Annotated in this window: 26 protein-coding genes and 1 other annotated feature (1 of these 27 running past the window's edge); of the genes, 9 read left to right on the top strand and 17 right to left on the bottom strand. The window is 36.9% G+C overall.

The annotated features are described in order from the left end of the window. Positions 1 to 36 precede the first annotated feature (36 nt). The gene (locus tag M3600_RS14400) at positions 37 to 1,254 is read right to left on the bottom strand and encodes an MFS transporter (RefSeq protein ID WP_233318208.1); all 1,218 of its coding nucleotides are present in this window, start codon (positions 1,252 to 1,254) and stop codon (positions 37 to 39) included. Positions 1,255 to 1,477: 223 nt separating this feature from the next. After that, positions 1,478 to 2,056, bottom strand: coding sequence for a CBO0543 family protein (locus M3600_RS14395; RefSeq protein ID WP_251646506.1), 579 nt, complete (start codon positions 2,054 to 2,056; stop codon positions 1,478 to 1,480). A 212-nt stretch (positions 2,057 to 2,268) separates the two neighbouring features. On the opposite strand from M3600_RS14395, the gene M3600_RS14390 reads away from it, so the two are divergent. Next, positions 2,269 to 2,475, top strand: coding sequence for a hypothetical protein (locus M3600_RS14390; protein WP_233318212.1), 207 nt, complete (start codon positions 2,269 to 2,271; stop codon positions 2,473 to 2,475). A gap of 216 nt (positions 2,476 to 2,691) precedes the next feature. Here the strand turns inward: M3600_RS14390 and M3600_RS14385 are convergent, their stop codons facing one another. The 4 genes from M3600_RS14385 to M3600_RS14370 form a co-directional block, all read right to left on the bottom strand. After that, a complete protein-coding gene (locus M3600_RS14385) occupies positions 2,692 to 3,489 on the bottom strand; it encodes a DUF817 domain-containing protein (protein WP_251646504.1) in 798 nt (265 codons plus the stop codon). Between the two features lie 27 nt (positions 3,490 to 3,516). Further along, positions 3,517 to 3,735 (bottom strand): helix-turn-helix domain-containing protein, encoded by a 219-nt coding sequence (locus M3600_RS14380; RefSeq protein WP_233318218.1) that lies wholly within the window; start codon positions 3,733 to 3,735, stop codon positions 3,517 to 3,519. A gap of 10 nt (positions 3,736 to 3,745) precedes the next feature. Continuing rightward, on the bottom strand, positions 3,746 to 4,228 hold the full coding sequence (locus M3600_RS14375; RefSeq protein ID WP_251646502.1) for a DUF2975 domain-containing protein: 483 nt from the start codon (positions 4,226 to 4,228) through the stop codon (positions 3,746 to 3,748). A gap of 156 nt (positions 4,229 to 4,384) precedes the next feature. Beyond that, positions 4,385 to 6,610, bottom strand: a complete 2,226-nt coding sequence (locus M3600_RS14370) for an RNA degradosome polyphosphate kinase (RefSeq protein ID WP_251646500.1) — start codon at positions 6,608 to 6,610, stop codon at positions 4,385 to 4,387. A 252-nt stretch (positions 6,611 to 6,862) separates the two neighbouring features. On the opposite strand from M3600_RS14370, the gene M3600_RS14365 reads away from it, so the two are divergent. The 5 genes from M3600_RS14365 (at position 6,863) to M3600_RS14345 (ending at position 12,564) form a co-directional block, all read left to right on the top strand. Beyond that, on the top strand, positions 6,863 to 7,783 hold the full coding sequence (locus M3600_RS14365; protein ID WP_251646498.1) for a Ppx/GppA phosphatase family protein: 921 nt from the start codon (positions 6,863 to 6,865) through the stop codon (positions 7,781 to 7,783). Between the two features lie 240 nt (positions 7,784 to 8,023). Next, a complete protein-coding gene (locus tag M3600_RS14360; RefSeq protein WP_251646496.1) occupies positions 8,024 to 9,403 on the top strand; it encodes a PepSY-associated TM helix domain-containing protein in 1,380 nt (459 codons plus the stop codon). Positions 9,404 to 9,606: 203 nt separating this feature from the next. After that, a complete protein-coding gene (locus M3600_RS14355; protein ID WP_233318226.1) occupies positions 9,607 to 10,629 on the top strand; it encodes a FecCD family ABC transporter permease in 1,023 nt (340 codons plus the stop codon). Then, positions 10,630 to 11,640: a FecCD family ABC transporter permease gene (locus M3600_RS14350; RefSeq protein WP_237943322.1), complete on the top strand. Its 1,011-nt coding sequence runs from the start codon at positions 10,630 to 10,632 to the stop codon at positions 11,638 to 11,640. A 21-nt stretch (positions 11,641 to 11,661) separates the two neighbouring features. Beyond that, a complete protein-coding gene (locus M3600_RS14345) occupies positions 11,662 to 12,564 on the top strand; it encodes an ABC transporter substrate-binding protein (RefSeq protein WP_233318230.1) in 903 nt (300 codons plus the stop codon). 53 nt (positions 12,565 to 12,617) lie between these two features. Here M3600_RS14345 and M3600_RS14340 read toward each other — a convergent pair whose 3' ends face one another. From M3600_RS14340 to pdxR, 7 genes are all read right to left on the bottom strand, one after another. Beyond that, positions 12,618 to 13,916 carry a PTS sugar transporter subunit IIC gene (locus M3600_RS14340; protein WP_237943324.1) on the bottom strand — a complete coding sequence of 433 codons (1,299 nt, stop codon included), beginning with the start codon at positions 13,914 to 13,916 and terminating at the stop codon, positions 12,618 to 12,620. Beyond that, on the bottom strand, positions 13,906 to 14,652 hold the full coding sequence (locus M3600_RS14335) for a MurR/RpiR family transcriptional regulator (RefSeq protein ID WP_233318234.1): 747 nt from the start codon (positions 14,650 to 14,652) through the stop codon (positions 13,906 to 13,908). Before M3600_RS14335 ends, M3600_RS14340 begins: the two co-directional genes overlap by 11 nt. Before the next feature lie 37 nt (positions 14,653 to 14,689). Beyond that, a complete protein-coding gene (locus tag M3600_RS14330) occupies positions 14,690 to 16,078 on the bottom strand; it encodes a glycoside hydrolase family 1 protein (RefSeq protein WP_251646494.1) in 1,389 nt (462 codons plus the stop codon). 288 nt (positions 16,079 to 16,366) lie between these two features. Beyond that, positions 16,367 to 16,825: a DinB family protein gene (locus M3600_RS14325; RefSeq protein ID WP_233318237.1), complete on the bottom strand. Its 459-nt coding sequence runs from the start codon at positions 16,823 to 16,825 to the stop codon at positions 16,367 to 16,369. A gap of 138 nt (positions 16,826 to 16,963) precedes the next feature. Beyond that, complete coding sequence (locus tag M3600_RS14320; RefSeq protein WP_233318239.1) at positions 16,964 to 17,299, bottom strand: hypothetical protein; 336 nt, start codon at positions 17,297 to 17,299, stop codon at positions 16,964 to 16,966. A gap of 22 nt (positions 17,300 to 17,321) precedes the next feature. After that, on the bottom strand, positions 17,322 to 17,477 hold the full coding sequence (locus M3600_RS14315; RefSeq protein ID WP_251646492.1) for a hypothetical protein: 156 nt from the start codon (positions 17,475 to 17,477) through the stop codon (positions 17,322 to 17,324). Between the two features lie 51 nt (positions 17,478 to 17,528). Continuing rightward, on the bottom strand, positions 17,529 to 18,932 hold the full coding sequence (gene pdxR / locus M3600_RS14310) for a MocR-like pyridoxine biosynthesis transcription factor PdxR (RefSeq protein ID WP_251646490.1): 1,404 nt from the start codon (positions 18,930 to 18,932) through the stop codon (positions 17,529 to 17,531). Positions 18,933 to 19,040: 108 nt separating this feature from the next. Here pdxR and M3600_RS14305 point away from each other — a divergent pair, with 108 nt between their 5' ends. Continuing rightward, positions 19,041 to 19,481: a GNAT family N-acetyltransferase gene (locus M3600_RS14305; RefSeq protein WP_233318243.1), complete on the top strand. Its 441-nt coding sequence runs from the start codon at positions 19,041 to 19,043 to the stop codon at positions 19,479 to 19,481. A 53-nt stretch (positions 19,482 to 19,534) separates the two neighbouring features. Here M3600_RS14305 and M3600_RS14300 read toward each other — a convergent pair whose 3' ends face one another. Together M3600_RS14300 and M3600_RS14295 are read right to left on the bottom strand one after the other, a co-directional pair. Next, positions 19,535 to 19,768, bottom strand: a complete 234-nt coding sequence (locus M3600_RS14300) for a hypothetical protein (protein ID WP_233318245.1) — start codon at positions 19,766 to 19,768, stop codon at positions 19,535 to 19,537. Positions 19,769 to 19,847: 79 nt separating this feature from the next. After that, a complete protein-coding gene (locus M3600_RS14295) occupies positions 19,848 to 20,381 on the bottom strand; it encodes a hypothetical protein (RefSeq protein WP_251646488.1) in 534 nt (177 codons plus the stop codon). Positions 20,382 to 20,710: 329 nt separating this feature from the next. Here M3600_RS14295 and M3600_RS29375 point away from each other — a divergent pair, with 329 nt between their 5' ends. Further along, a complete protein-coding gene (locus M3600_RS29375; RefSeq protein ID WP_396953812.1) occupies positions 20,711 to 21,007 on the top strand; it encodes a TIGR04104 family putative zinc finger protein in 297 nt (98 codons plus the stop codon). 130 nt (positions 21,008 to 21,137) lie between these two features. Further along, positions 21,138 to 21,614: a GNAT family N-acetyltransferase gene (locus M3600_RS14290; RefSeq protein ID WP_233318249.1), complete on the top strand. Its 477-nt coding sequence runs from the start codon at positions 21,138 to 21,140 to the stop codon at positions 21,612 to 21,614. A gap of 171 nt (positions 21,615 to 21,785) precedes the next feature. Here the strand turns inward: M3600_RS14290 and bcaP are convergent, their stop codons facing one another. Both bcaP and M3600_RS14280 read right to left on the bottom strand, forming a co-directional pair. After that, entirely contained in the window at positions 21,786 to 23,171 is a 1,386-nt protein-coding gene (gene bcaP / locus M3600_RS14285; RefSeq protein ID WP_251646486.1) for a branched-chain amino acid transporter BcaP, read from the bottom strand. A 479-nt stretch (positions 23,172 to 23,650) separates the two neighbouring features. After that, positions 23,651 to 24,505 carry a YitT family protein gene (locus tag M3600_RS14280; RefSeq protein ID WP_233318253.1) on the bottom strand — a complete coding sequence of 285 codons (855 nt, stop codon included), beginning with the start codon at positions 24,503 to 24,505 and terminating at the stop codon, positions 23,651 to 23,653. 190 nt (positions 24,506 to 24,695) lie between these two features. Continuing rightward, positions 24,696 to 24,859 (top strand) — a binding site (T-box leader); it runs 57 nt beyond the window's last position.

Below are 24,859 nucleotides of genomic sequence, written 5' to 3'. Positions count from 1 at the left end.
GCCATTCTCTAATGCGGAGAATGGCTTGTTTCCATATTAAACTGTTTTTGCTAAAGGTTTAAGTTTACTTTCACTTCCTGCTCTTTTATGCAAGCTAAGCATCGCAATGAAGGAAATGCAGTAAAGCAGGGCCAAATATCCCATTGCCGCTGTTACGTTGGCATGCTGTAGGATATAACCTACTAGTATTGGAGATAATCCCCCTAAAGCTCTTCCGAAATTAAAAATTGTGTTTGTTGCTGTACTGCGTATTTCTACTGGATAATACTTGCTGATTAATGCGCCGTACCCTGCAAACATTCCATTCGAGAAGAAGCCTACAATCGCGCCGCCTACTAATAGACCGATACTGCCTGATGCAAAGGAGTAAAGAAATACCGCAATTGCCGAAGCGAATAAGAAGATTCCGTATGAGAGCTTCATGCCAAGACGATCAATAAATTGTCCAAATGTCAGCATCCCAGCAATCATTCCAGCTGCTGTGCTGATTGTCCAAAGGGCAGAGCTTGAAACAGAAAGTCCTTGAGATTGCTGCAGCATGGATGGCAGCCATATCATCAGACCGTTATATCCGGCAATTTGCACAGTTGCCATCACAGCTAATGCAATGGTTGTTGCAGTAATTCTAGGGCTAGCAAATAATTGCTTTAGTTTCCCTTCCTTTTTCACAGCTTGCTTTTTCTGTTGTGAAGCCAGCCATTCTGGTGATTCATCCAGCTTTTTGCGAACAATAAAGGCAAAGATTACTGGTGCCAAACCAACGAAGAACAACCCTCTCCATCCCCATGCAGGAAGAATCATCGCACTAAGCAAGGCTGCTAAAATAACACCGTACTGGGCACCTACACTTACATAAGAAGAAGCGCGCCCTTGTTTATTCTTTGGCCAAGCTTCCGCCACAAGTGCCATGCCAATACCATATTCTCCGCCTGCACCAAGACCTGCAATAAACCTAAAGATATATACTTGTTCAATATTCTGCGCCAGACCTGTTAATGCTGTCCCGATTGCAAATAGAAGAATAGTGTACGTAAAGACCCTGACTCTCCCGAATTTATCAGCCAATATGCCGAAGATAACTCCTCCAGCAAGCATACCTATGTTAGTAATTGAGGAAATTAGTCCGCCTGCAGCCATATCAATATGAAAATCTGCGATAATCATTGACATTGCAAAGGAAATAAACATAATATCCATGCCCTCTAATGTCAATCCGGCTACTGATGCGACTACTGTTTTTTTGCGATAATCCAATTTTGTCGTTCTCCTTTCAAGCCTCACAGGACTTAATTAAAGTATAGTTATAAAAAATACCCTTTCATCCAAAGGACAAAAGGGTAGTCATAGACATCATGAAAGAATATGTATGAGTTCACTTTTCGCCTTTTTGGACTCTCTGGACCAGATTAAAGGGATTTAATTTCAACTAATAGTATCATGCTCTAAAAATCTTGACAATCATTTTTTATGATTTCTATTATTTAAAGACAGTTACTCCCACATATATACCTGCTAAAAATATCGTTGTGATGAATATAAAATGCAGTAAAATCCAAGCCCATGCACCATATCGAAAGGACTCAGCATTCAATGGTTTTCTTTTTTCTGGTGGTACGATCTTTCCGCCTAATAACTCAAATAACAAATAATTTATCCACCAAAGCGTATAACTGTCCCACAAATCCCATTCCGCTTCAAATTTAAAGATAACAGAGTTTTTTAAGATAACTTCCCCAACTAATCCTAAGTGGATAATTCCCCAATAAAAAGGTATTTTCCAAATCCATAGTTTTGGACTATACCTTATTGCAAATAAAGCAATCAATGGAAAAAGTGTGGAAACGAGCAGCACTGGAGTTATCGAATAATCTTCAAGCAAATAGTTAAAAAAAGTATAAAATCCTATATACGTTAAAGAAAAGCATAACAAGTTCCCTGTAACTGCACTAATTAAATAAATAAGACCGTATCGCTTCCAGTCAAATCGGATAATTGCCAAACACCCTGCAGCGGATAATAAAATAACAGCTAACAATATATATTTCTGGAAATTCATTATGAACACCATCACATTCTGACCAAGACTCTTTATATTTATATAGTGTTATTATTTCCGTTTTACTAAGATTTCATAAAGCGATAATGGAATTTTTCCAAATAATGAAATTTAATTCCACAGCCTTCAACTGAAGGTAGTTTATGTATAATATAAAAAGAATGCTGATAAAAGAAGACTGCAATCGCTGCAGTCTAATAGGAGGAAGTTCCATGATAAAAAAATATGGGGAACATACAATAAAACAAAGGGAAAATACAGTTGAAATATATACAGACCCACGAATGGTACTGAGAGTTAAAAAGGCTAATAAAGATTCAAGGCAAATTACCATTGAACTTCATAGCAGTCTTAATGGACGATTAAGTTATGACTTACCGCCAGCATTACTAAAAAAAGTACTTTCTGAAATAGAATAAAATAGACTGCACTTAATCTTGATAATTGTCTTCAGCCTATTAGGCAGTAGATATCTCCTGTCCTGTTACAACAGGATGATTAGTTTTTTGATGCAGTGGTTAATGCGCCGAGCCGCTTTTTCTCTGTTCACGCACAGTCTCCCCCCTACCGCTCCAACCAATCTCATAACTTTAGCGACAAGCTGAAGGCAGCAAAATATGCTGCCTTTTCCACTTTTATTCTGTACTCTTCCCTTTAACCTGCTTGAGTGTTGCAACAATTAAAAAGCTTACTATCACTAATAACAGCCATGAGCTTACCTTGCCAAGATGAACAAGGCTCCATGCTTCTCTTTGATTTGGATATTGCCAAGCTCCAAAGAAAGTGGCAATATTTTCGGCTATCCATATAAAAAAACCAATCAGTACAAAGGACAGTGATAGTGGCATGCGGTAACGAATTCCATCCACCACGTAGACTACCCATGATTTCCAAAAAACAATTAAAACTAATCCAGATAACCACCAACGCAGATCGATCCAATAATGATGGGTGAAAAAATTTAAGTAAATCGCAAATGCGAGTGGAACCACTGCCCAAAATGGCGGCCATTTAATAAGCTCCACCTTAAGCCTTCTCCAGGCCTGACACAGAAAAATCGCTACACTTGCATACATAAAGCCGCTGTATAACGGAACTCCAAAAATCTTAGAATATCCTTCTTCAGGATAAGACCACGAGCCCATATGCACCTTAAACAGTTCAAGGGCAAGACCGATAATATGGAATAAGGTTATAACCTTTAGCTCATCCTTTGTTTCCATTCCAGACCGTACCATCATCCACTGCATAAACAGGCAGATTAACAGCAGCCAGTCATACCTTGGCAGAAAGGGAAGCGGAAAATATTGTGTAACTGCCAAGGAGGCAAAGATAACGACTGGAAACAAGCATGACAGAGCCTGCTCCCAACCAAAAAGTAGCAATTGCTTCAACGCTGATCTTTGTCTCCATTTTTCAATTGTTACATTCATGAGCAGCCTCCTGCTAAAAATTATTATCTACTCTGTATCTTCATCACTTTTGTATTCTAAAATGTCTCCAGGCTGACAATCTAATGCCTTACAAATCCCCTCTAACGTTGACAATCGAATCGCTTTCGCTTTTCCATTTTTCAATATAGACAGGTTAGCCATCGTTATTCCAACCTTCTCTGAAAGTTCGGTAACACTCATTTTCCTTTTTGCTAGCATTACATCAATATTTATAATAATCGCCATTTTTTTCACCTCAGACCGTTAGATCATTTTCTGATTTTATCTCGATAGCTTCTTGAAGAAGCCTTTGCAGAACAGCGGCGAAGACCGCAATGATCAAAGAGGCAAATATAATAACTAAGCCAATAATTATTATTCCTGGTGCGTCGTCAGCATCTGCAACGAAATAAAAGAGCGGCAATCCTAGTACAAATAAGCCACTTATTGTAATGGCACAAAATTTAATTACCTTTAAGGATTTCACTGATATTTTTGAGAAGGCTTTGTTTTTATCAATATAAGTTAATAATTTAAATGCCTCGTATAGAGCGATATAAAAAGGAATTGCCGAAACATAAAAAAAGGCGATAACAAGAAATTTTATAAAGGCAATATCCGGCAGCAGCTCTTCAGCAAATCTCCCGATAGCTGGAACCGCAAAGATACATAAAGCAAGAATTGGAAGTCCAATAAAAATTACAGCTATTTTTAAAAACAGCGTTGACACTTTGTTCACCAAAAAACACCTCACTAATTAATGTGTTTTTAATTTACCACAGTATTTATCGTTTTACAATAAAATAATATTGTTTTTTATTTTATTATTATTGATAAACAACCATTTCATTTCAATAAAAAGAGCATTCCTCTTAAATAAGGAATGCTCTGTAGATTATCTCTTTAGTAATGGAACAATTTCTTTAAGACGAAAAAAATAGGAGTCTGTTAAACTTGAAAACTTTGTGCGATTCTTCATAGTTTCCAAGTTTGCTGTTTTAATTTTGGTCCTATATTGAATGGCTTCTTCACAAAAGATCCTCTGGCTGTTTATATGTCTTTCTCCATTGGTTCTTGGCACATATTTATACTTGCCATTGCGATCTTGCTCGCGAGCCTTGCAATTGTCTTGAAGCATAAGAAGCAGGCATTCATGGATTCTCTCTTTTAAATGATTCTCTAAAATTGGGAATAGTATCTCTACTCGGTTTTCCATATTGCGCGTCATCCAATCAGCTGATGACAAATATACCTTTTCATTCCCATTTTGATGGAAATAAAAAATTCTCGTATGTTCGAGAAATTCTCCTACGATACTTCGAACCTTAATATTTTCACTGACTCCTTCAATACCGGGACGCAGGCAGCATACTCCTCTTATGATGAGGTCAATTTTTACACCAGCAATCGATGCTTCATACAATTTCTTAATAATTATTTTATCTGTTAAAGAGTTCATTTTTGCAATAATTCTGCCATTTTGATATTCATTATGATAGGCAATTTCTCTGTCAATCAGCTCAATGAACGTATCCCGAATACCATAAGGTGAAACAGATAAATGATGATAAGATGGCTTTTCCATATATCCGCTTAAATAATTAAAGAAATTGATGGCATCAATGCCTATTTTATCATTGCTTGTCAGAAGCCCCATATCAGTATAAATTCTGGCTGTGGCATCATTATAATTTCCTGTTCCCAAATGAACATAACGTTGAATTTTACCTTTTTCCCTGCGGATAACAAGAGTTATCTTGCTGTGGGTTTTTAAATGCGTCATTCCATATATAACATGACAGCCGGCTTGTTCTAATTCCTTAGCCCACTGAACATTGTTTTCCTCATCAAAACGGGCCTTGAGCTCCACTAGGACAGTTACTTGTTTTCCATTTTCCGCTGCTCGTTTAAGACTTTCAATAATCGGCGAATCTCCACTGACACGGTATAAGGTTTGCTTTATTGCCAATACATTCTTATCATCTGCTGCCTGTGACATAAACTCCACAACTGGTTCGAAAGACTCATAAGGATGATGCAGTAAAACATCATGGTCAGCAATCTTTTCAAACATGTCTCCTTCTCCTTCTAAATCAACAGAAGGCTGAGGAATAAAGGTTCTTGCTGTTAAATGTTCATGAGTGGCTGCGACTTTCTTATAAAATGAAAATAAGAACGTCAAGTCTAAAGGAGCTTGGACAACATAAACATCCTTTGAATGTATCTCAAGCACTTTTCTAAGATAATCTATAACCCCTTGATTGCTTTGAGACATTTGGTATTCTAGACGGACAGCAGCTCCCCGTTTTCGTTTTTTCAGCTCTTCTTCAATTTCCAGTAATAAATCTTCTGCTTCGTCCTCATGTATAGTTAAGTCTGCATTTCGGGTAATTCGAAAGGAAGTGACAGATTCCACTTTATAGCCTGTAAACAATTTATAAATAAAACGGGAAATCACTTCTTCCAAAAGGACAAACTTTCTTTGCTTTCCTTTTTGCGTTATTTCAACTAAGCGGTCCATAACAGCCGGAACTTGCACAATCACTAAGTTGCCGTTCAGCTCCTGCTCCTTCCGCTTTTCCAGCGACTTCTCTTCAATTATTACTGCTAGATTTAGAGATTTATTTAACAGCATTGGAAATGGACGATAAGCGTCAATCGCCATTGGCGTCAGAACAGGGTACACTTGTTCATCAAAAAAATCCTCCAGAATATCCAATTCCTGTGGTGCAGCATGATCAATTGTAATGATGCTCACCTGTTCATTGTCTAAAATTCCTGATAAATCTCGATATACTTCATCTTGTTTTTTTACTAGTAAATGGGCTTTTTGAGAAATAGCACATAGCTGTTCTTTTGGGGTAAGTCCCGCCTTATTTTCGGGTTTGTTAAACCCAGCCTTTACTTGATCGATCAGTCCTGCGACACGCACCATGAAAAACTCATCCAGATTTGAACTAAAAATCGATAAAAATTTATATCTTTCCAATAAAGCATTCTGGTCATCCACAGCTTCTTCCAGCACTCGGCTGTTAAAATCCAGCCAGCTCAACTCTCGATTATTGTAATAGGAAGGTTTATCTAAATTAGTGGTGCTCCATTGCTCATGATGAGTTTGCATTTTTACATCCCCTTAACAATTATTGCTAATATTCTATAATAAGAATACCACGAATATTCAGATGAATATCAGGTTACTTTGTAAAATTTTTGTAAATATTTGTAGATATATGCAAGATTTCCAGAATGTAAGATTATTATCGGATTCTTAGGGGTACAATGGATAGGCATACTTTACAAAAGCTTAATATTTTTTCTTTACATTTTCTTATAAGATATACATATTAACAATTACAAAGGGAGGATTCGATAATTGAAAGATAACTCAATTGCCATCATTGATCTCGGCTCAAATTCCATTCAATTTGCTATCTATCAAATTGAAAACAACTTAGTAAAAACGGAAGAAGCAAAGCGCGTCAAAGTGGCTGCACGTCTCATCAGCTACGTAAATAGTCAAGGTAACATTACACGAGAAGGAATAGACTTTACCTTGCAAATTTTAAAAGAGTTTAAGAAACATGGCGAGGAAAGTGGAGTGAACCGAATTATTGGTTTTGCGACAGCTGTCATCCGCAATGCAGCCAACAAAGAGGATGTCTTAGCAGAGATTCAACAGGAAACAGGTATACCTTTTTCGATTCTAAGCGGCTATGAAGAGGCGTATTTTGGATTTCTTGGCATCATTCAAGCAACAGATTTGCAAGATGGCATTACCATTGATATTGGCGGCGGAAGCACCGAAATTACCCTGTTCCGAAACCGCCAAATGGTCGAATACCACAGCTTCCCTTTTGGCGCAGTCAACTTAAACGACCAATTCACAAAAGGTGAAAATGTGACAGCACAGCAAACGGAGCGGCTTCAAGCGTATCTTGTCGAACAGCTTCAAACTCTCCCATGGTTGTCCAAAGCAGGACTTCCTGTTATCGGGATTGGCGGAAGTGCTAAAAATTTATCACGCATACATAAAGCTAAATGCAAGAAAAATTCATTAAATATGTCCATACAGGATATTCATCATGTATATGAAGAGTTATCCTCATTAAGTGTAACAGAGCGTGCCAATATTAAGGGACTATCCAAGAAGAGAAAAGATATAATCATACCAGCAGTGCAGATTATCTCTATCTTAATGGAGATGACACAATCTCCTTATTTCCTATACTGTACGCAATCTGTACGTGACGGATTTATTTATAACCTGCTTGAAAAAACTAATAATGCCTCTTAGAAAAAAACCACCGGACACTAGCCCGGTGGTTTTCTACTATTGTTTGTTCAATGGAAGGTCGAACAAGACATGCTGAAATTAGGAACTATATTCATTATAAACGGAAAAGACTACTGATTGTTTTAAGATTTTGTAAATTCTTGTAAACACTTCTCCATTAACATAGTTTATCAAACTATAAAAATAGCCGATATAAGCAAGAGATTGACCTTAATAACATTTGTATACTAGGAGGAAAAAGTGGAGTCTGAAACATCTGAACAACAATTGGAAGAAACAAACGGAAAACAAACAAAAGCATCTCTCTATAAAACTGTATGGAGATGGCATTTTTATGCCGGCTTAATCTTTGCTCCCTTTTTAATTATATTGGCAGTAACTGGATCTGTTTACTTATTTAAACCTCAAATTGAACAAATACTGTATCAAGACTTAAATGAGGTAACCATTAAAACGGAGAGAATACCTGCTTCTGAACAGCTAAATATTGTAAAAAACCACTATACCGGAGCAGAGGTTACAAGCTATCGGCCTGGAGAAAAAAAAACGCGTTCCAGTGAAGTCAGCATAACTTATCAAAAAGAATCACTGACCATATTTGTTGATCCGTATACAGGTAAGATACTCGGAGAATTAAACAGTAATGATCGAGTTATGGACTTAATCGAAAAAATTCATGGCGAATTGATGGCTGGAACTCTAGGTGACAGAATTGTCGAACTAGCATCATGCTGGACTATAGTGTTAATAGTAACTGGAATATACTTATGGTTCCCGCAAAAAAAATTAAGAATTGCTGGCACTTTTATACCTCGATTAACTAAAGGACGAAAGACTTTTAGAAGAGATTTACATGCCGTCCCTGCTGTCTGGATTACAGGCGGACTTGTTTTGTTGATTTTGACTGGATTGCCTTGGTCCGGATTTTGGGGAACTAATTTCCAAGCTTTAGTTACCAATACAGGAGAAGGTTATCCTCCCTCTGTGTGGATTGGCGATGCTCCTGCATCAAATATAAAGACAAAGGACATTGCAGAGGTTCCTTGGGCAGCTGAAAATTTAGAAGTACCAGAGTCAAATATGGAAGGCTTTATTCCCGTATCCATTGATGATATAGTAGCCACTGCAAATCGGGAAGGCATGCATCCAAGTTATTCTGTTATTTTCCCAGCTTCTAAGGAAGGTGTCTATACGCTGTCTGCTTTTCCACCGAAAGCAAAAGACGAAGCAACCATTCATATCGACCAATATTCTGGTGCAGTGTTAGCTGATTACCGCTATGATAACTACGGTCTTCTTGGAAAGATAATAGCTGTTGGTATTACTTTGCACAAAGGAACAGAATTAGGTTTCATTAACCAGCTCATTAGTTTACTTATCTGCCTTGGCACTCTTTTTGTAGCCTTCTCCGGTGTCTATATGTGGTGGAAGCGTAAGCCAAACAAAGGCCTTGGAGCTCCAAAGGCACCAAGTATAAAGAATATGAAAATCCTGCTTATCATTCTTATCGTGTTAGGTATTTTATTTCCATTAGTCGGCCTATCACTTATCGTTGTTGGGCTTATTGACTGGTTGTTGATTCAAAGGATAGCTAGTGTGAAAAGGTTATTAAATGCATAGATAATAATTCTGAAAAAAGAGCTGCACAGCTCTTTTTTCTTTTTACCTATGTTCCAATAACAATACTAACTACCTAATTAACTAACTACCTAATTAATAAACTTAAAAAAGATTGATTTACAGAAATATTGTCCATATAATAGGAAAATACAATTGATAATGATTTTCATTATTACTAATTAAGTAAAGGCTGACTTACTATTATGTTCCTAAAAAATAAGATTACTAGGTTTCATCATTTGTGGAGATTAGTTCTTTTCCTTGCCTTTATAGCTGGGCTGCTCGGCACTTTAATAGCAGCCGTGTCATTCGGAGCAAAAGACATTACCTTCCATACGGTTTGGACAACACTCTTCCACTATGATGCTTCGCTGACTGAGCAGCAAATCATTTATGAACTGCGGCTGCCGAGAGTGATTGGAGCTGCAATTGTCGGTGCAGCCTTTGCTGTTGCCGGAGCACTGATGCAGGGTGTAACCCGCAACCCTCTTGCTGATGCAGGAATACTCGGCATCAATGCTGGAGCGATGTTTATTGTAACTCTATGCTTTGCCTTTTTTCCAACAATCTCTTACTCCTTATTGATGGTTTTTTCCTTTATTGGAGCTGCTCTTTGCACACTGTTAATTTTTATGATGGGTGCGTCTGTGCCTGGCGGCTTGACACCGATGCGATTAACCGTATCTGGAGCGGTAATTGCTGCACTATTGCACTCTTTAAGTGCAGGTATCGCCATTTATTACGACTTAAGCCAGGACCTTGCTTTTTGGTACGCTGGCGGAGTCGCTGGTGTTAAATGGGAGCATTTAAGGGTGCTTGTTCCAGTTATTCTGATTACAATTTTCTGGGCAATAAGCATGGGACGCTCTATTTCGCTTATTGCGATAGGAAAAGAAACAGCTGTGAATCTCGGCATTAAGGTGAATCGGATTAAAGTGTTTTCCATCATTGCTGCCGTCATTTTAGCTGGGGTATCCGTTTCTGCTGTAGGTTCCATCGGATTTATCGGACTTGTTATTCCCCATATTGCCCGCAAGCTTGTAGGCACGGATTATAGATTAATCATTCCGATGTCAGGTATTTTAGGGGCTATCCTGTTAATGCTCGCCGATTTAGGGACACGGACTGTAAATCCTCCCCGTGAATTGGCAATTGGGATTTTAGTAGCTGCAGTAGGTGTTCCTTTCTTTCTTTATACAGCACGTAAAGTTGGGAGGGATTTATAGATGAAAACAGATTTGCGCAGCACAAAAACCATTTCAGTTGCTCTAGTGTTAATCATCATAAATATCATTGTCATCATGATCAGTTTAAACACAGGCTCACTGCGAATTGCGCCAACAGAAGTTCTTCAAACTTTGTTTGGATTTGGGGATTACAAAAATACACTAGTACTGTTTGAATACCGCCTTCCTCGTATCATCATTACAATTCTTGCCGGCATCGGCCTTGGTGTTTCTGGAGCTATTCTGCAGGGTGTTTCAAGAAATCCACTTGCAGATCCCGGCATTTTAGGATTACATGCAGGTGCTTCATTCGGTCTTATTTTGTTTGTTACCTATTTTCATTCTTTAAATGATAAAGCGGCATTGCTCATTCCATTATTCACTTTTTCAGGAGGTTTACTGGCAGCTGTTATTATCATTTTGCTTACATATGACCGCTATAAAGGGATCTTGCCAATTCGTCTTATACTTGTCGGGATTGCTATTTCTGCCTGCTTTAATGCGATCACCTTGTTCCTGTCACTCCGTCTTGATGAAGATACATACACTTTCGCTTCAAGATGGCTAGTGGGTAATGTATGGGGAAGAGACTGGATACATGTTATTGCACTTTTACCATGGATAGTGACATTAACCCCTCTCGGTTGGCTGCAAGCACGAAAGCTAGATGCCTTGTCTTTAGGAGACAATACAGCTGTTGGGCTCGGTGTTTCTGTTTTACGCTCCCGTCTGTACATGCTAGCTATTGCTGTTGCTCTTTCAAGTGCCAGTGTTGCTATGGTTGGAGGAATTGGTTTTATCGGCCTTGTCGCGCCCCATCTCGCACGCCGGTTAGTAGGGCCAAGACATCAGCATTTCCTCCCAGTCGCAGGGCTGCTTGGAATGGTCATACTCGTCTTGTCAGATACGGTTGGGCGTTCCATTTTTCAACCTAATCCAATTCCAGCTGGAATTGTCGTCGCAGCGATAGGTGGACCTTATTTTCTTTATTTATTAACAAAAACAAAGTAAAACAAGAAAAAGGAGAACAAGATGAAAAAGAAACTAGCTATGTTATTTACAGCAATGCTTTTATTAATTCTCGCAGCATGTGGACAATCAGCTTCAAATGATAGTAGCGAAAAAAAAGAGACCGAGGAACCGAAAATCGCTTCCCTCTCTATCCATTTAACAAATGATTTGCTCGCATTAGGAATAACTCCAGTCGGCTCTGTTGTCGGCGGTGAGTTAAATGATTTCCTTCCACATGTTAAAAATCAATTGAAGGATACAAAAAAGCTTGGTCCAGCAAAAGACCCTGATATGGAAGCTTTAATTGCTTTAGATTCATCTGTCATCTATATCGATGAAGGAATTTCAGGTGAGGATATTTCGAAATATGAAGACATTGCTCCAACAGTAAGCTTTAACCTTGATGAAGGAACATGGCGCGATCATTTAAATAAAATTGGTAAACTCGTCGATCGAGAACAGGAAGCAGAAGATTTCATCGCAGACTATGAGAGCCTCACAAATGAAGTTAAAACGTTAGCTTCAGATGAACTTGGCGAAAACAGTAAAGTAATGGCTATCCGAGTAACAGCCAAGGAGCTTCGTGTATTTACGACAAAACGCCCACTTGGCCCAATGCTATTCGAAGATTTAGGATTTAAGCCAGCTGCTGGCATCGAAGAATTAGATTCCACACAGCCATATGAAGTTATATCCCAGGAAGTCTTGCCTGACTTTGATGCAGATGCGATTTTTGTAGTAGTAAACAGTGATGATGAAGCACAAACTGGCTTCAAGCAATTAGAAGAATCTGCAATCTATCAAGGTTTAAAAGCGGTTAAAAACAAACATGTCTATGTTGTTTCTGATCAGCCTTGGCTTGATTACTCCGCCCTTGGCAACAAGCTTGCGATGGAGGAAGCGAAAGAGTTGTTTTCAAAATAAACATTAAAAAGGCTCTCCACGGCGAATATCACACTGGAGAGCCTTTTTTGTATTTACTTATACATTTTCAAATCCACAGAACCTCTCGCCTCTTCCATCTCTCTTTCCAAAAGCTGTTTATCCAGCAATTTAAAGAATGGCATATAAATAAGGAATCCGACAAGAAGCAATACAATCTGCAGGACCATTCCACTAACGCCGGAAACTAAGTATCCGCTGATAAATAATGGTGTAGTCCATGGAATGATAACACCGCTTGTTGCAGATACAAGGCCTGTGCTCATGGCAGTAAATGAAATGACAGCAGAGATTGGAGTCATTATCAGCCAAGGAATAAACATTATTGGGTTTAACACGATCGACAATCCGAAGATGATCGGTTCATTGATATTAAAGATACTAGCAGGCAATGCAAGCAATCCGAGTGTCTTTAAATGCTTTGATTTCGAGAACAATGTCATGCAAAGTGCCAATGCAATCGTAGAACCAGAACCTCCCATTTGCAGATAGATTTCCTTGAACTGCTTTGTAATGATATGAGGCAAATCTTGCCCCTGCTGGAAAGCATTTAAGTTCTCTGCAGATAAGCCGAGCCAAATCGGGTCCATAATAGCGTTTACAATTGCATTGCCATGAAGACCGAAGAACCAAAGAAGCTGACCGATTATCTCAGCTATAATAATGGAAATTAGACTATCACCTAAACCTAACAATGGCATCTGTACAATATGGTAAATAAATTGGTGGATATCCTTATATGGCGTAAAGCTAAAGCCAATTTGAACAGCAAGAACGATTGCTGCAATCAATCCAACAGGAATTAATGAGGAGAATGACCTGATTACTCCAGGCGGCACTCCTTCCGGCATTTTTGGTCCGATACCAAATTCATAAAATTTCTTATATAATCTAGTCGACACTAGCGCAATTAGAATCGACACGAACATCCCTTTCGTTCCAAGCCACTCTAATCCAAAGCTTCCGTCTGTCACAGTTGTTAAAATAATAAATGACATAACAGAGGACATGATTGGGAAAATAGGTTCCATATCCAGCTGTTTTGCATATTGATAAGCAACATTTATAAGTGTAAAAAGGCCAATAATACCAAATGTAGCATCCGTTACTTTCGTTAATGTGGACTGAAACTTTTCGCCGAAAATGCCAATCATCCATTCACTGTATCCTGGAATAGGCAAATAGGCAACCAAGAGAAATAAGGAGCCGATAATTAAAAATGGCATGATTGTGATCATCGAATCCTTTATTGCATTTAAAGGCTTATTGCTGCTTATTCTCGTTGCTAATGGTACTAGTTTACTTTCTAGTTTAGATAGTAAATTATTCATCATAATCCCCCCTCGGTAAGTTTCTCTCCTGCAATGATGACCATAGTCTTTCAACCAGCTCGTGAATAAGAATCATTAATGGCAGCTGGTTTTCTCTATCTACCGTTTTAGATGCAGACTTAATATCAAGATTATGGAATAAACCATAATCAGCAATTCTTGCTAGCGAAGAATTCTTTTTCGTAATCGCAAAGATTGGAACCTTATTAGTGACCTTTAGCAAATGCTGTGTCAGCAGATGATTTTCACCTGTATTGCTTATGGCAATAATGATTGATCTATTAGGAATCGTTTCCGAAACTTGTTTAAATTCATATTCATCTTCCACAATTCTTGTAAAGTAGCCTAAATTAGTCAGCTGCCTCGACAGAAAACTTGCAGCAATTGTACTTGCTTGTGTTGCATACAATATCACTATTTTCGTCTGTTCAAAGATATCAATGTTTCCAGGTGTGAAATCATTGTCAAACTCTTTTAAAAGCTGTTCAACCATCTGCAAGGTAGGATTCAGCTCCTTCATTTTTTCTTGTTTACTCTTAATCAAAAAATGCTTATATTCTACGATTCCAGTAAAACCTAGTTTTTTGCACACCCTAAAAATAGTCGGTTTACTGACAAACATCTCTTTAGCTAACGTATCTGCCGAAAGCTTAATCACCTTGTCAGGATTCTTAAGCATAAATTCATAGGCTTGCTTTTCAATTTCACTAAACTCTGCTAAGTTCACTCTGATAGACAAAGTTAATCATTCCTTTAAGAAGGTCTTTTAAATTTTTTTAAGAGAAATCATTATTTTTAATTGCCTCTTTCATCCAGTAACCAGACTTTTTAATCGTTCTTTCCGTATTTTCCAAATTTAAGGACACAAGGCCATATCGGTTTTTATAAGCATTCGTCCAAGACCAGTTATCAACAAAAGTCCATAAATGATAACCGAAGCAATTAGAGCCTTCGTCGATGGCTTTTGCCAGCCAGCCTAAGTGCTCCTTAATAAAGTCAATTCGGTAATTATCTTCAATGAAGCCATCATCATTTTTAAATCTTTCTTCTCCTTGCACACCCATGCCGTTTTCAGAAACATACCACTTGATATTGCCATACTCATTTTTTACACGCATAGCAATATCGTATAAGGCTTTCGGATATATTTCCCAGCCTCTGTATTCATTCATTCTTCTGTTTGGCATTTCATATGGCTCATAATACCATTCTGGCGTGAAAGGTGAAAATGGGTTCGGCAAACCATCCCTTGCTTTTACGCGCATAGGCTGATAATAATTAATGCCGATAAAATCTACTGTATTTTCCTTTATTGCAACTAAGTCTTCTAAATGATGATGAAACATACAGTCATGTTTCTTTAAGATGTTCAAATAATCAGGATGATACTCTCCTCTTACACATGGATCCATAAAAATTAAGTTAATAAATAAATCGGCCACCCGGCCCGCTTCCACGTCAGCAGGATTTTCACTGCGAGGTATTGGCGGCAGCAGATCAACAACAATCCCAATCTCACCACTATAACCGCCTTCACGGTATGCGCTTACAATTAACGAGTGGGCTAGCAAAATATGATAGTTAGCCTGAACATATGATTGCATGCTCATTTCATTTGGGTAAATAAGATTATGCCAATATGCTCCCTTTGTATAAGCTACAGGCTCATTAAAAGAAATCCAATACTTCACTCGATCACCAAACAGTGCAAATGCAGCTTCTGCGAACTTCACATAAAGATCGACAACATATCTGCTTTTAAAGCCACCGTATTTCTGTTCAAGCTCATAAGGCATATCAAAATGGAACAGGTTCATCATCGGCTCAATCCCATTTGCAATCATTTCGTCGATATAATGGTTATAAAATTGAACAGCCTCCTGATCAACTTCACCTGTTTCGAAGTCCTTTATCAATCTCGACCATTGGATTGACGTTCGGAAGGAATTCAAGCTCAGCTCCTTCATTATGCTCACATCTTCCGCATATTGTTCATACACATTGGAAGTCGTTTCTGGTCCAATCTTTTCATAAAATCTTTCGGAATCTTTTTTATACCAATAATCCCATATAGAATCATTTGTCTTTTGTTTATATCCTTCACTTTGAGGCCCGCTAGAAGCAGTTCCCCATAAGAAATCTTTCGGAAATTGTATTTTTGTCATGTTGTTGCACCTCCTATCAACACTATATTTTTCTGAAGGGACTTTGTAAATGTTTATAGAGCTGACTGTACTATCGTATTCTTTTTTGTACTCTCCTTAAATAAAGTTCTAATCTTTTTCAAATAAAGGAAGGTAATGAGGGTTTGTTAGCAGGTGATTTTGCAAAGATTGAAAGAGAGGTGTTAAGTACATCCATTCACAAAGAAAAAAGTTGCCTGTCTTGTATATAGGCAACTGGTTTATTTATGGTTTTTACGTCCAATAACTTTAGACAGGGAAATATAATTATTATAAACACTTTTTAATGTCGTTTATCGCTTGCAAATGAATACCTTCATGAAAGATGGTTCTAATTAACACTTGTTCTATTGTTCGCATTCCCATCTCAGTAGGGGGATATACTTCTTCTAATCGGCTTCCATAGTTCTCCATCAATTTAACAGGTTGTTCTTTCAGCAATTTTTTCAGTTCTAGATAAGAAGGCGTTTCAGCTGAGAAATGAACCGGTGTTGTTCCATAACCAAACCAATTGCGAAAAACATCAGGAACATCTGTTTTTTCCTTTGTTAGGCTCTCAATCCATAAGTATTGATCCAAGTAAATATGCCCCATATTCCATCTAATATTATTATTAAAATTATGTGGTACTATCTCAGCTGCCTCTGCACTTACACCATTTAAACTATCTAAAACATCTTCTCGGTACGTTTCTAACTGTTTAAAAAGAATCCTATGGCGTTCCTCCATTTTTTCTCTCCTTTCTAATAAAGATATATTTATTATTCGGCACCTTTTATTTTTTCCCTTGTTGAATTTTTGGTAACAGCATAACTTCAGCTAACTGCCAAAAGAGCATTAATCTCCCTGGATTAATGCTCCCATTAGTTACATATCTTCATACTTTATGTTTTGAACTTCCCCATTTTCCACTTTAGCCCATTGTTCAATCTTATTTTCTTTATTCAAGTAAAGCATGTATTCCAGATTACTTTCATCGTCCACTGGTTTTACTAAATACGTTCTCGTAGCTGCCCACCATGCTTCATGTGATTGTCTATCTACCACTGTAATCTCAAAACCCAATTTCGACTCTATTTGTTGGACTTCCTTGTATCTGTCCACAGACTGCCATATGAATAATCCTACTACCACTAGAAGGACTATTCCTATGGCAATAAACAACTTATTGCGCTTTGAATTATCTCTCCTGATTTCCGCCATTACAATCCTCCATATGTAATCATTAAAATCTTTCACTGACTCTTTTTAGTAAACCTTGGTTTACGAATGCTGCAAGCAATAAAAAGAACATGGATAGTAAAATACCAGAGGCCCCTTTATTCAGAGAAGCACATAAAGGAAACGTAATCGCTGCAAGCATGAACATTAATTTCATCATTTTTATCACCTTCATATTACATACGTTTAATCGCTTAAAAGAGTTCCAAAACTAATCAATCTGCCAAGCCTTTTTTAATAATTGGATGCCAATATCTATCTGTTTTTCCGATAGACCTCCGAAACCTAATAGAACACTAGAATTAACATTACTTCCATTTTCATAGTAAACAGATAAAGGATATACTTTCACACCTTCTTGTAATGCTGTATCTATTAATTCCTTCTCGGTCCAGTTATTATTTACCTGTAGAATAAGATGTAGACCTGAGTTTTCTCCTATAACTCGCACCTGATTATGAAGATGTTTTTTTATGGTTTGCATGAAGAACGAATGTTTTTTTCGATACAGTGTTCTCATCTTATTTAAATGGCTTTGCCAATAACCTTCTTTCATAAATCGATATAAGGTATCTTGATGAAGGCGAGATACCGTTTGTTTATACAGCAATAAGTTTTCTTTATATCTTTCTATTAAGATTGGAGGAAGAACCATATAACTAATTCGAATGGAAGGTATTAAAGATTTAGAGAAAGTCCCCATATAGACTACCTTTCCCAGTATATCAAGTCCTTGTAAAGAAGGAATCGGCTTTCCTTCATAACGAAATTCACCATCATAATCATCTTCAATAACATAACCATGAGTAGATTCGGCCCATTCTAACAATTCCAGCCTGCGTTTTATAGGCATAATTATCCCAACTGGGAACTGGTGCGAGGGTGTTACATAAACTACATTTGCTCCACTATGTTTTAATTGTTCTATGTTAATACCGTCTGTATCTAGAGGAATTGAGGTAGTTGCTCTTCCCAAATCTTGCAGGACTTTTCTCGTACGATGAAATCCAGGATTTTCTAGTGCATATACCATATTGTCTCCAATTAGTATGGAAAGTAATGTCATAAGCACCTGTGTACCAGCTCCAATTACAATTTGCTCGGGAGTACATTTAACACCCCTAGACATATATGTGTATTTTGCTATTTCTTCTCTTAATTGTAATTCTCCTTGAGGGTTACCCATATTAAACAGTTCACCTTGATCTTCATATAAAGATTGAACAGTAGTTTTTTTCCACAAGGAATAAGGGAAATTTTCCACATCAACTTTTCCTGAATTAAAATCAATCTCAACATTTACACTTTTTTCACACCTAGTTAACGGACGCTTCTCGGCTTCAAATAATTTATGAGTCAGTTCGTCTTCTAAGACTTTTATATATAATCCTTTTCGAAGTATACTTTCCACAAACCCTTCTGCAATTAATTGCTCATATGCGGTCTGTATTGTATTGATGCTTAGCCCTAAATGCTCAGCTAATTTTCTTTTAGATGGAAGTTTCTCACCTGGTTTTATCCTTCCAGAACTTATCTCCTCTTTTATATAGTTGGATAATTGAATGTAGAGTGGTGATTTATTTTCGCTTTCTAATAATGGTGTAATTTCAATCATTACTCTTCTCCTCCACACTAACTGGTTCCATTAACTTTCTTGAATCTGATACTTTTGATTATATCAAGATATGTTTTAATATTAGTAAAAATTAAAGGAGAATGAACAATGCCGCAACAATCTTTTGAAATAAGAGAATTAGATAAGGAACACGAATGGTTAGAAGCCTTTTCCGTAATGAAACAATTAAGAACTCACTTAGATGAGAAAAGTTACCTTGAATTAGTAAAGGCGGCAGCGAAAAAAGATAATTATAGAATGGCTGCACTATTTATTAATAAGAATATAATTGCTGTTGCAGGCTTTATGCCTATGATAACTCTTTATAATGGCAGGTTTACTTGGGTTTGTGATTTAATAACGGATAACAACTACCGTTCTAAAGGATATGGAGAAGCCCTTCTAGAGTATATACAAAATTGGTCAAAGAATAATGGTTACGATATTGTCTCACTTTCGTCCGGATTAAAACGCATAGATGCTCACCGCTTCTATGAGAAAAAAATGAAGTATAATAAGGTTAGTTATGTATTCTTGAAAGAAGTTTAACAATAATAAATAGGAATAGACTTCTTAATTGAAGTCTTTCTCCTATTTATTACCTAATCACTAAATTCTTTTATTAATATTTCTATTTCCTTAACATCATAAAAGTCTCCATCACTGATGAATTTTTCTATTTCTACAGTACCATCCTCCATAAACTCAACTTCCCAACGTTGACCTGGCACGGCAATTTCAACTAAAACAGCATCATTCCTAATTTTATCCAGTTTATAAAATATATCATTTTCTTCTAATCTATTAAGGAAACGAATGAATTCCTTAAGCTCCATGAAATCTTCCTCCTTAGGCATAGATTCTCCTTTTTAGAATACTCCCCATGATACTTACAAGTTTATTACCTTACACATATTATTGATTTTCTAATTCCTCGTAGTTTATTTCTTCCATAAACTCTTCACTTCCGTCTTCTTTAACCATCTTAACTTTTACATCCTTAATAGAACTGATTGCATACCAAAACCTTTTATCCTCTTCCACTTGAATGATCTTTGCAGATTGATTGCCTGCATATACTTCAGTGATTGAATTATCACTTATTGCACCAGAATATATATAAGGTGGTTGGTTCATGGAAGACCATTTTACTGGGCTATTCCATTTTGCTCCTCTTGTTCTCTTCCATTCCCATTGCTGTTCTTCCTTCTCTAGATAAGCTATATATATTTGATCTCCTTGATGGTTATTATGCTCTTCGAACACTACAATTCCATCATTTTCGTGAACAGCATTTAACTCTGTATGAACCAGTGAATAGGAAAAATTTTTTTCATCTTTATGCATTTCTTTCATTTTTTGATGAAAGTATTCCTCAAGTGTTTGTTCAATTGAGCACCCAACTAAAGTAACGATGCATAATAATACTCCAGTACATATATTTCTCATCAAGTTGATCCCCCATAATTACTGTCTTTTTATCATTTTCATAATTAAACACCATAACCTTCAATATAATGCAAATTTATCCATTTTATATTCTATATTCTTTGGAATTCTCCTTCATCACAAACTTCCCATATTTATACTTAAAAAAAGTAAAAAAAGCATTATTCCTTAAGGAACAATGCTTTCTTAAAATCCTTGTCTACCAGCCTCAGTAAAAGGATTATCATTTGTACTAACTGCCTGATGTATTGTATCGTAAATTCTATTTCAATGAAACCTTCTAACTATTAAAACGTAAATAACACAACAACAATTCGGAGGTAATATATATGCAAAAATGCAGCCATTGCAAGCGCGAATTTAACTGGATTGCTCTATACAACTCCTTTCTATTTAACTATAAGCCTATTACTTGTACATACTGTGAAACCTCTCATAATGTCCGGTTTTTTTCTCGGCTTATAGCTGTAGCTATTTCCGTTGTTCCATTCTTTCTAATTTATTGGTTACTATTAGAATTTCTACACTTTAATTTTGGTTTATCCTTATTATTAGCACTCATCTCTTCTGTTTCCATTTCATTCTCCTATCCTTTTCTTGCTAAATATAAATCCTCCACATCTTGAGGATTTATCTTTTTAAAAGTCATTTCCCTTTTGGTTAAATCTATCTGTCACATAAAAAACTAAAAATATTTGTATTTTCAAAAAAATAAGGTAACATTTACTTATCCATACTAATAAAGGGGATTTTAAAATGATTGTTAGAGAGATAGAACAACAAGATAATGAGATAGTAGCATCCATCATCCGTCATTCACTTGAATCTGTCGGTTTGAATATAAAAGGCACTGCTTATTTTGACCCTTCCTTAGACAAACTGTCAGAGTATTACAATTCGCTAGAATCAGCTGCTTATTGGGTTGCAGTACTTGATGGTGAAGTGGTCGGTGGCATCGGTATCGCTCCCTTTGATGAGGAAAGAGGCATTTGCGAGTTACAGAAGCTGTATTTAAGCCCTAAAGCTCAAGGGAAGGGCTATGCTAACCTTTTGATGGAAACGGCCTTAGACTTTGCTGCAAAGCATTATATAGCATGCTACTTGGAAACTCGTCAGCAATTAAAGGCTGCATGTGCTCTATATGAAAAGTTTGGGTTTGAACTGCTTTCTGCACCTTTAGCCGGGTCTGAGCATTCTGCTATGGATGCCTGGTACATAAAGAAGTTTACATAAACATCATAATCACGGCAGCTGCAACTAGTGCAGCTGTCTTTTACTTTGTTTTTATTCCGAAGAAATCCGAATCAATATCTTCTATTACAAACTCCTAGCATCCTTATTCCCTATAGGTAGTCTTTTGTCCTTGTTAAGTACAAAAAAAGCAGCCAATGGCTGCTTTCGATATTAATTATTCAACTTACTGTTTTTTCTCGAGTATAGGAAATATATGCTCGTTCCAATTGCCAGCCAAATTACAAAGGAAATCCAAGTGATTCCTGGCAGGCTGACTGCCAGTCCTATGCAAAGAAGTGCGCTGATGATTGGCAATACTGGTACGAAAGGTACACGGAAGGAACCTTTTAATTCTGGGAATTTCTTGCGCAATACGATGATTGCAATAGAGATCAGCGTAAATGCTGCCAATGTCCCCATGTTTACTAGATGAGCCAATGTAGACAAATCAACAAAACCAGCGATACATGCTGCAACAATACCTGTCAGCCATGTATTTTTAAATGGTGTTTTTGTTTTACTGTTTACAGACGAAAGCATCTTCGGCAGAAGACCATCACGGCTCATTGCATAGCTTAGACGTACTTGTGCATAAACCAAGGCAAGAATAACAGTAGTAATCCCCATTACTGCCCCGATAGAAATAATCCCTGCAACTGCATTTTGACCAACTGATTCTAACGCAAGAGAAACTGGTGCTCCAACATTCAGCTGTGTGAAAGGAATCATTCCTGTTAAAACAGTGGAAACAGCAATGTATAATGCCGTACAAATAGCTAGAGACCCAATTATACCAATAGGCATTGTTCTGCCTGGGTTTTTTACTTCTTCTGAAGCAGTTGCAATAACATCAAATCCAATATAAGCAAAGAATACAGTAGCTGCACCTGTAATGACCCCATCGAATCCAAATGGCATGAATGGTGTCCAGTTATCCGGCTTCACATACCAAACACCAACAATAATGAACAACAAGATTACGCCAAGTTTAACGAAAACCATGATATTGTTGAATTTAATACTTTCTTTTACGCCTTTAGAAACCAAAGCAGTAATACCTAAGATAATAAGCATTGCCGGTAAATCGACAATTCCACCTTTATCTAATCCAGGAGCAGATGAAATACTTGCTGGAAGCACAATATTAAACCCTGCAATTAAAGATTGGAAGTATGCAGACCACCCTGTTGCCACTGCGGCGATTGCTAGAACATATTCCAACATTAAATCCCAGCCGATTAAAAAGGCAAAAAACTCACCTAATGTTGCATATGTGTAAGTATATACACTTCCTGACAGCGGCACTGCAGAAGAAAATTCAGCATAACAAAACGCAGCAAGTGCACAAGCTATTCCAGCAAGAACAAAGGAAAGAAGAATTGCCGGACCTGCACTTTCTGCAGCAACAACACCTGTTATTACAAAAATACCTGTACCAATAACACAGCCGACTCCCAAGAAGATGAGATCCATAACTCCCATCGTCCGATTCAGCATTTTATTTTGAGATTGTGAAATCATAGTATTTACTGATTTCCTGCGAAAAAGTTGACTCAAAGCTGTAATCCTCCCAAATTGAATATTAAATAATGTTAAAATTTTCAAACAATTATATCTAAAAATGGATATAGTCTATTATTTGTTTAAAATTTCACTTCGCTGATTATAAAAGCTAAAAACGCCTACTGTCAATGGCAGATTTTTTGCAATTTTTAAATGTATCTAAATAATGTTTTAACGCAATAATATTTTTAATTTATCCTATTATTTAAGTCAGATAACTCTATTTAAAAGAACTATGCTGCTATAAACAATTACCAGTCTTGTGAAACATTTCGCATTCTATTATTAATATACCTATTTTCCTGTTTTTCCTATTAATCAAATCCTTCCGTACAGTTTCAAAATTGTTATTTTTATATAATTAATCCAATAGACTTTTTTTATCTTAATGTTTTTCGTAAAAACTTGAAATTTAAGATGGAATTTTAATACTAATAAAAAAAAGGTGTACCTATATAGGTACACCAAAACTCCTAATTTCTTGGGAAATCTCTTGGAATTGAAAAGCCTCTGCCGATAATATCAGATGCATTTAAGAAAATAACAAAGGAGTTATTATCACTTCTTTGAATTAATTCTTTTAAGTATACCGCTTCTGATTGTTCGACCACACTGAACAGCAATGCTTTTTTCTGATTGCTGTATCCTCCTTCTGACCAAACCTTCGTGAAGCCTCTGTCGATTTCATTGCGAATTAAATCTGTGATTTTCTGTTCGTTTTCCGTCACTATTAAGACAAGCTTAGAAGTAGATGAACGAAGCTGAACCACGTCAATAGACTTTCCTATAATAAACATGGCAATCATACCATATAGGGCTCTTTCAAAGTCAAAAACGAACATGGCAACAATTACGATACAGCCATCAATTAAAAATTGCGAATAACCGCTTGATAAACGTGTGTATTTCTTAATAAGCTGTCCGAAAATTGTTGTCCCTCCAGTAGACCCTTTACCACGAAATACAAGACCAATTCCGATCCCGCTGAGGATCCCACCGTAAATGGAAGCAAGCAATGGATCTTCCACTGAGAACGGCAAATAAGATGTCAGCCAAATGAATGTAGGCAGCAGAACTGTTCCAATAAAGGTGCGGATGCTGAAATCTTTACCTAGTAGGAAATAGCCTAAAACAAAAGTTGGGATATTTATTGCCCATTGCACAATTGCTGGGCTCCAGCCATTCAATTTGTTTAAAATAATACTAATCCCAGCCACTCCTCCTGCTGTAATGGATGCAGGCAATAGAAATATATTAAATGCTAAACCTACTAAAAATGTTCCAAGAATAATTAAACTATAAGAACGAAATTCTTGCTTACTTTGCATGATGTAAAAATCCTTTCTAATACTGAATATAAGAATTAATAATAACCGAACAATAGATTTCCTACAATAGAGAAAAACAATGTCAGAAAATATAACAAATTACTAGACAATTTAGAAAAGTTTCAAAATGAGAAAAATCCTCTGTTGACTGAATTCAAAATTAATTATAAAATGGAGAAAATTAAGAAAACGAAACGCTAGGATTGGGAGTATTAAGGGATATTTATTGCTTAGAGAGCTGTCGGCTGGTGAAAGACAGACAATAAACTCCCCCAACTCGCCCAGGAGTGGTAAGGCTGAAATGTAAGTCTTAACGGCTGACTCCCGTAATCAAGTCGTAAAGTGGGTCTGTCT

Origin of the sequence: Niallia sp. MER 6 (assembly GCF_023714395.1) — a bacterium.
Taxonomy (GTDB): domain Bacteria; phylum Bacillota; class Bacilli; order Bacillales; family Cytobacillaceae; genus Niallia.
The sequence above is the reverse complement of the archived record's forward strand: the minus strand, read 5'-3'. Positions and strand labels throughout refer to the sequence as shown.

Coding starts and splice junctions, on each gene's coding strand:
- M3600_RS14395 (WP_251646506.1), bottom strand. CDS start 2,056: ATGAATTTCCAGAAATATATATTGTTAGCTGTTATTTTATTATCCGCT.
- M3600_RS14390 (WP_233318212.1), top strand. CDS start 2,269: ATGATAAAAAAATATGGGGAACATACAATAAAACAAAGGGAAAATACA.
- M3600_RS14385 (WP_251646504.1), bottom strand. CDS start 3,489: ATGAATGTAACAATTGAAAAATGGAGACAAAGATCAGCGTTGAAGCAA.
- M3600_RS14380 (WP_233318218.1), bottom strand. CDS start 3,735: ATGGCGATTATTATAAATATTGATGTAATGCTAGCAAAAAGGAAAATG.
- M3600_RS14370 (WP_251646500.1), bottom strand. CDS start 6,610: ATGCAAACTCATCATGAGCAATGGAGCACCACTAATTTAGATAAACCT.
- M3600_RS14355 (WP_233318226.1), top strand. CDS start 9,607: ATGTTCCTAAAAAATAAGATTACTAGGTTTCATCATTTGTGGAGATTA.
- M3600_RS14350 (WP_237943322.1), top strand. CDS start 10,630: ATGAAAACAGATTTGCGCAGCACAAAAACCATTTCAGTTGCTCTAGTG.
- M3600_RS14345 (WP_233318230.1), top strand. CDS start 11,662: ATGAAAAAGAAACTAGCTATGTTATTTACAGCAATGCTTTTATTAATT.
- M3600_RS14340 (WP_237943324.1), bottom strand. CDS start 13,916: ATGATGAATAATTTACTATCTAAACTAGAAAGTAAACTAGTACCATTA.
- M3600_RS14330 (WP_251646494.1), bottom strand. CDS start 16,078: ATGACAAAAATACAATTTCCGAAAGATTTCTTATGGGGAACTGCTTCT.
- M3600_RS14325 (WP_233318237.1), bottom strand. CDS start 16,825: ATGGAGGAACGCCATAGGATTCTTTTTAAACAGTTAGAAACGTACCGA.
- M3600_RS14320 (WP_233318239.1), bottom strand. CDS start 17,299: ATGGCGGAAATCAGGAGAGATAATTCAAAGCGCAATAAGTTGTTTATT.
- M3600_RS14315 (WP_251646492.1), bottom strand. CDS start 17,477: ATGATGAAATTAATGTTCATGCTTGCAGCGATTACGTTTCCTTTATGT.
- pdxR (WP_251646490.1), bottom strand. CDS start 18,932: ATGATTGAAATTACACCATTATTAGAAAGCGAAAATAAATCACCACTC.
- M3600_RS14305 (WP_233318243.1), top strand. CDS start 19,041: ATGCCGCAACAATCTTTTGAAATAAGAGAATTAGATAAGGAACACGAA.
- M3600_RS14300 (WP_233318245.1), bottom strand. CDS start 19,768: ATGGAGCTTAAGGAATTCATTCGTTTCCTTAATAGATTAGAAGAAAAT.
- M3600_RS14295 (WP_251646488.1), bottom strand. CDS start 20,381: ATGAGAAATATATGTACTGGAGTATTATTATGCATCGTTACTTTAGTT.
- M3600_RS29375 (WP_396953812.1), top strand. CDS start 20,711: ATGCAAAAATGCAGCCATTGCAAGCGCGAATTTAACTGGATTGCTCTA.
- M3600_RS14290 (WP_233318249.1), top strand. CDS start 21,138: ATGATTGTTAGAGAGATAGAACAACAAGATAATGAGATAGTAGCATCC.
- M3600_RS14280 (WP_233318253.1), bottom strand. CDS start 24,505: ATGCAAAGTAAGCAAGAATTTCGTTCTTATAGTTTAATTATTCTTGGA.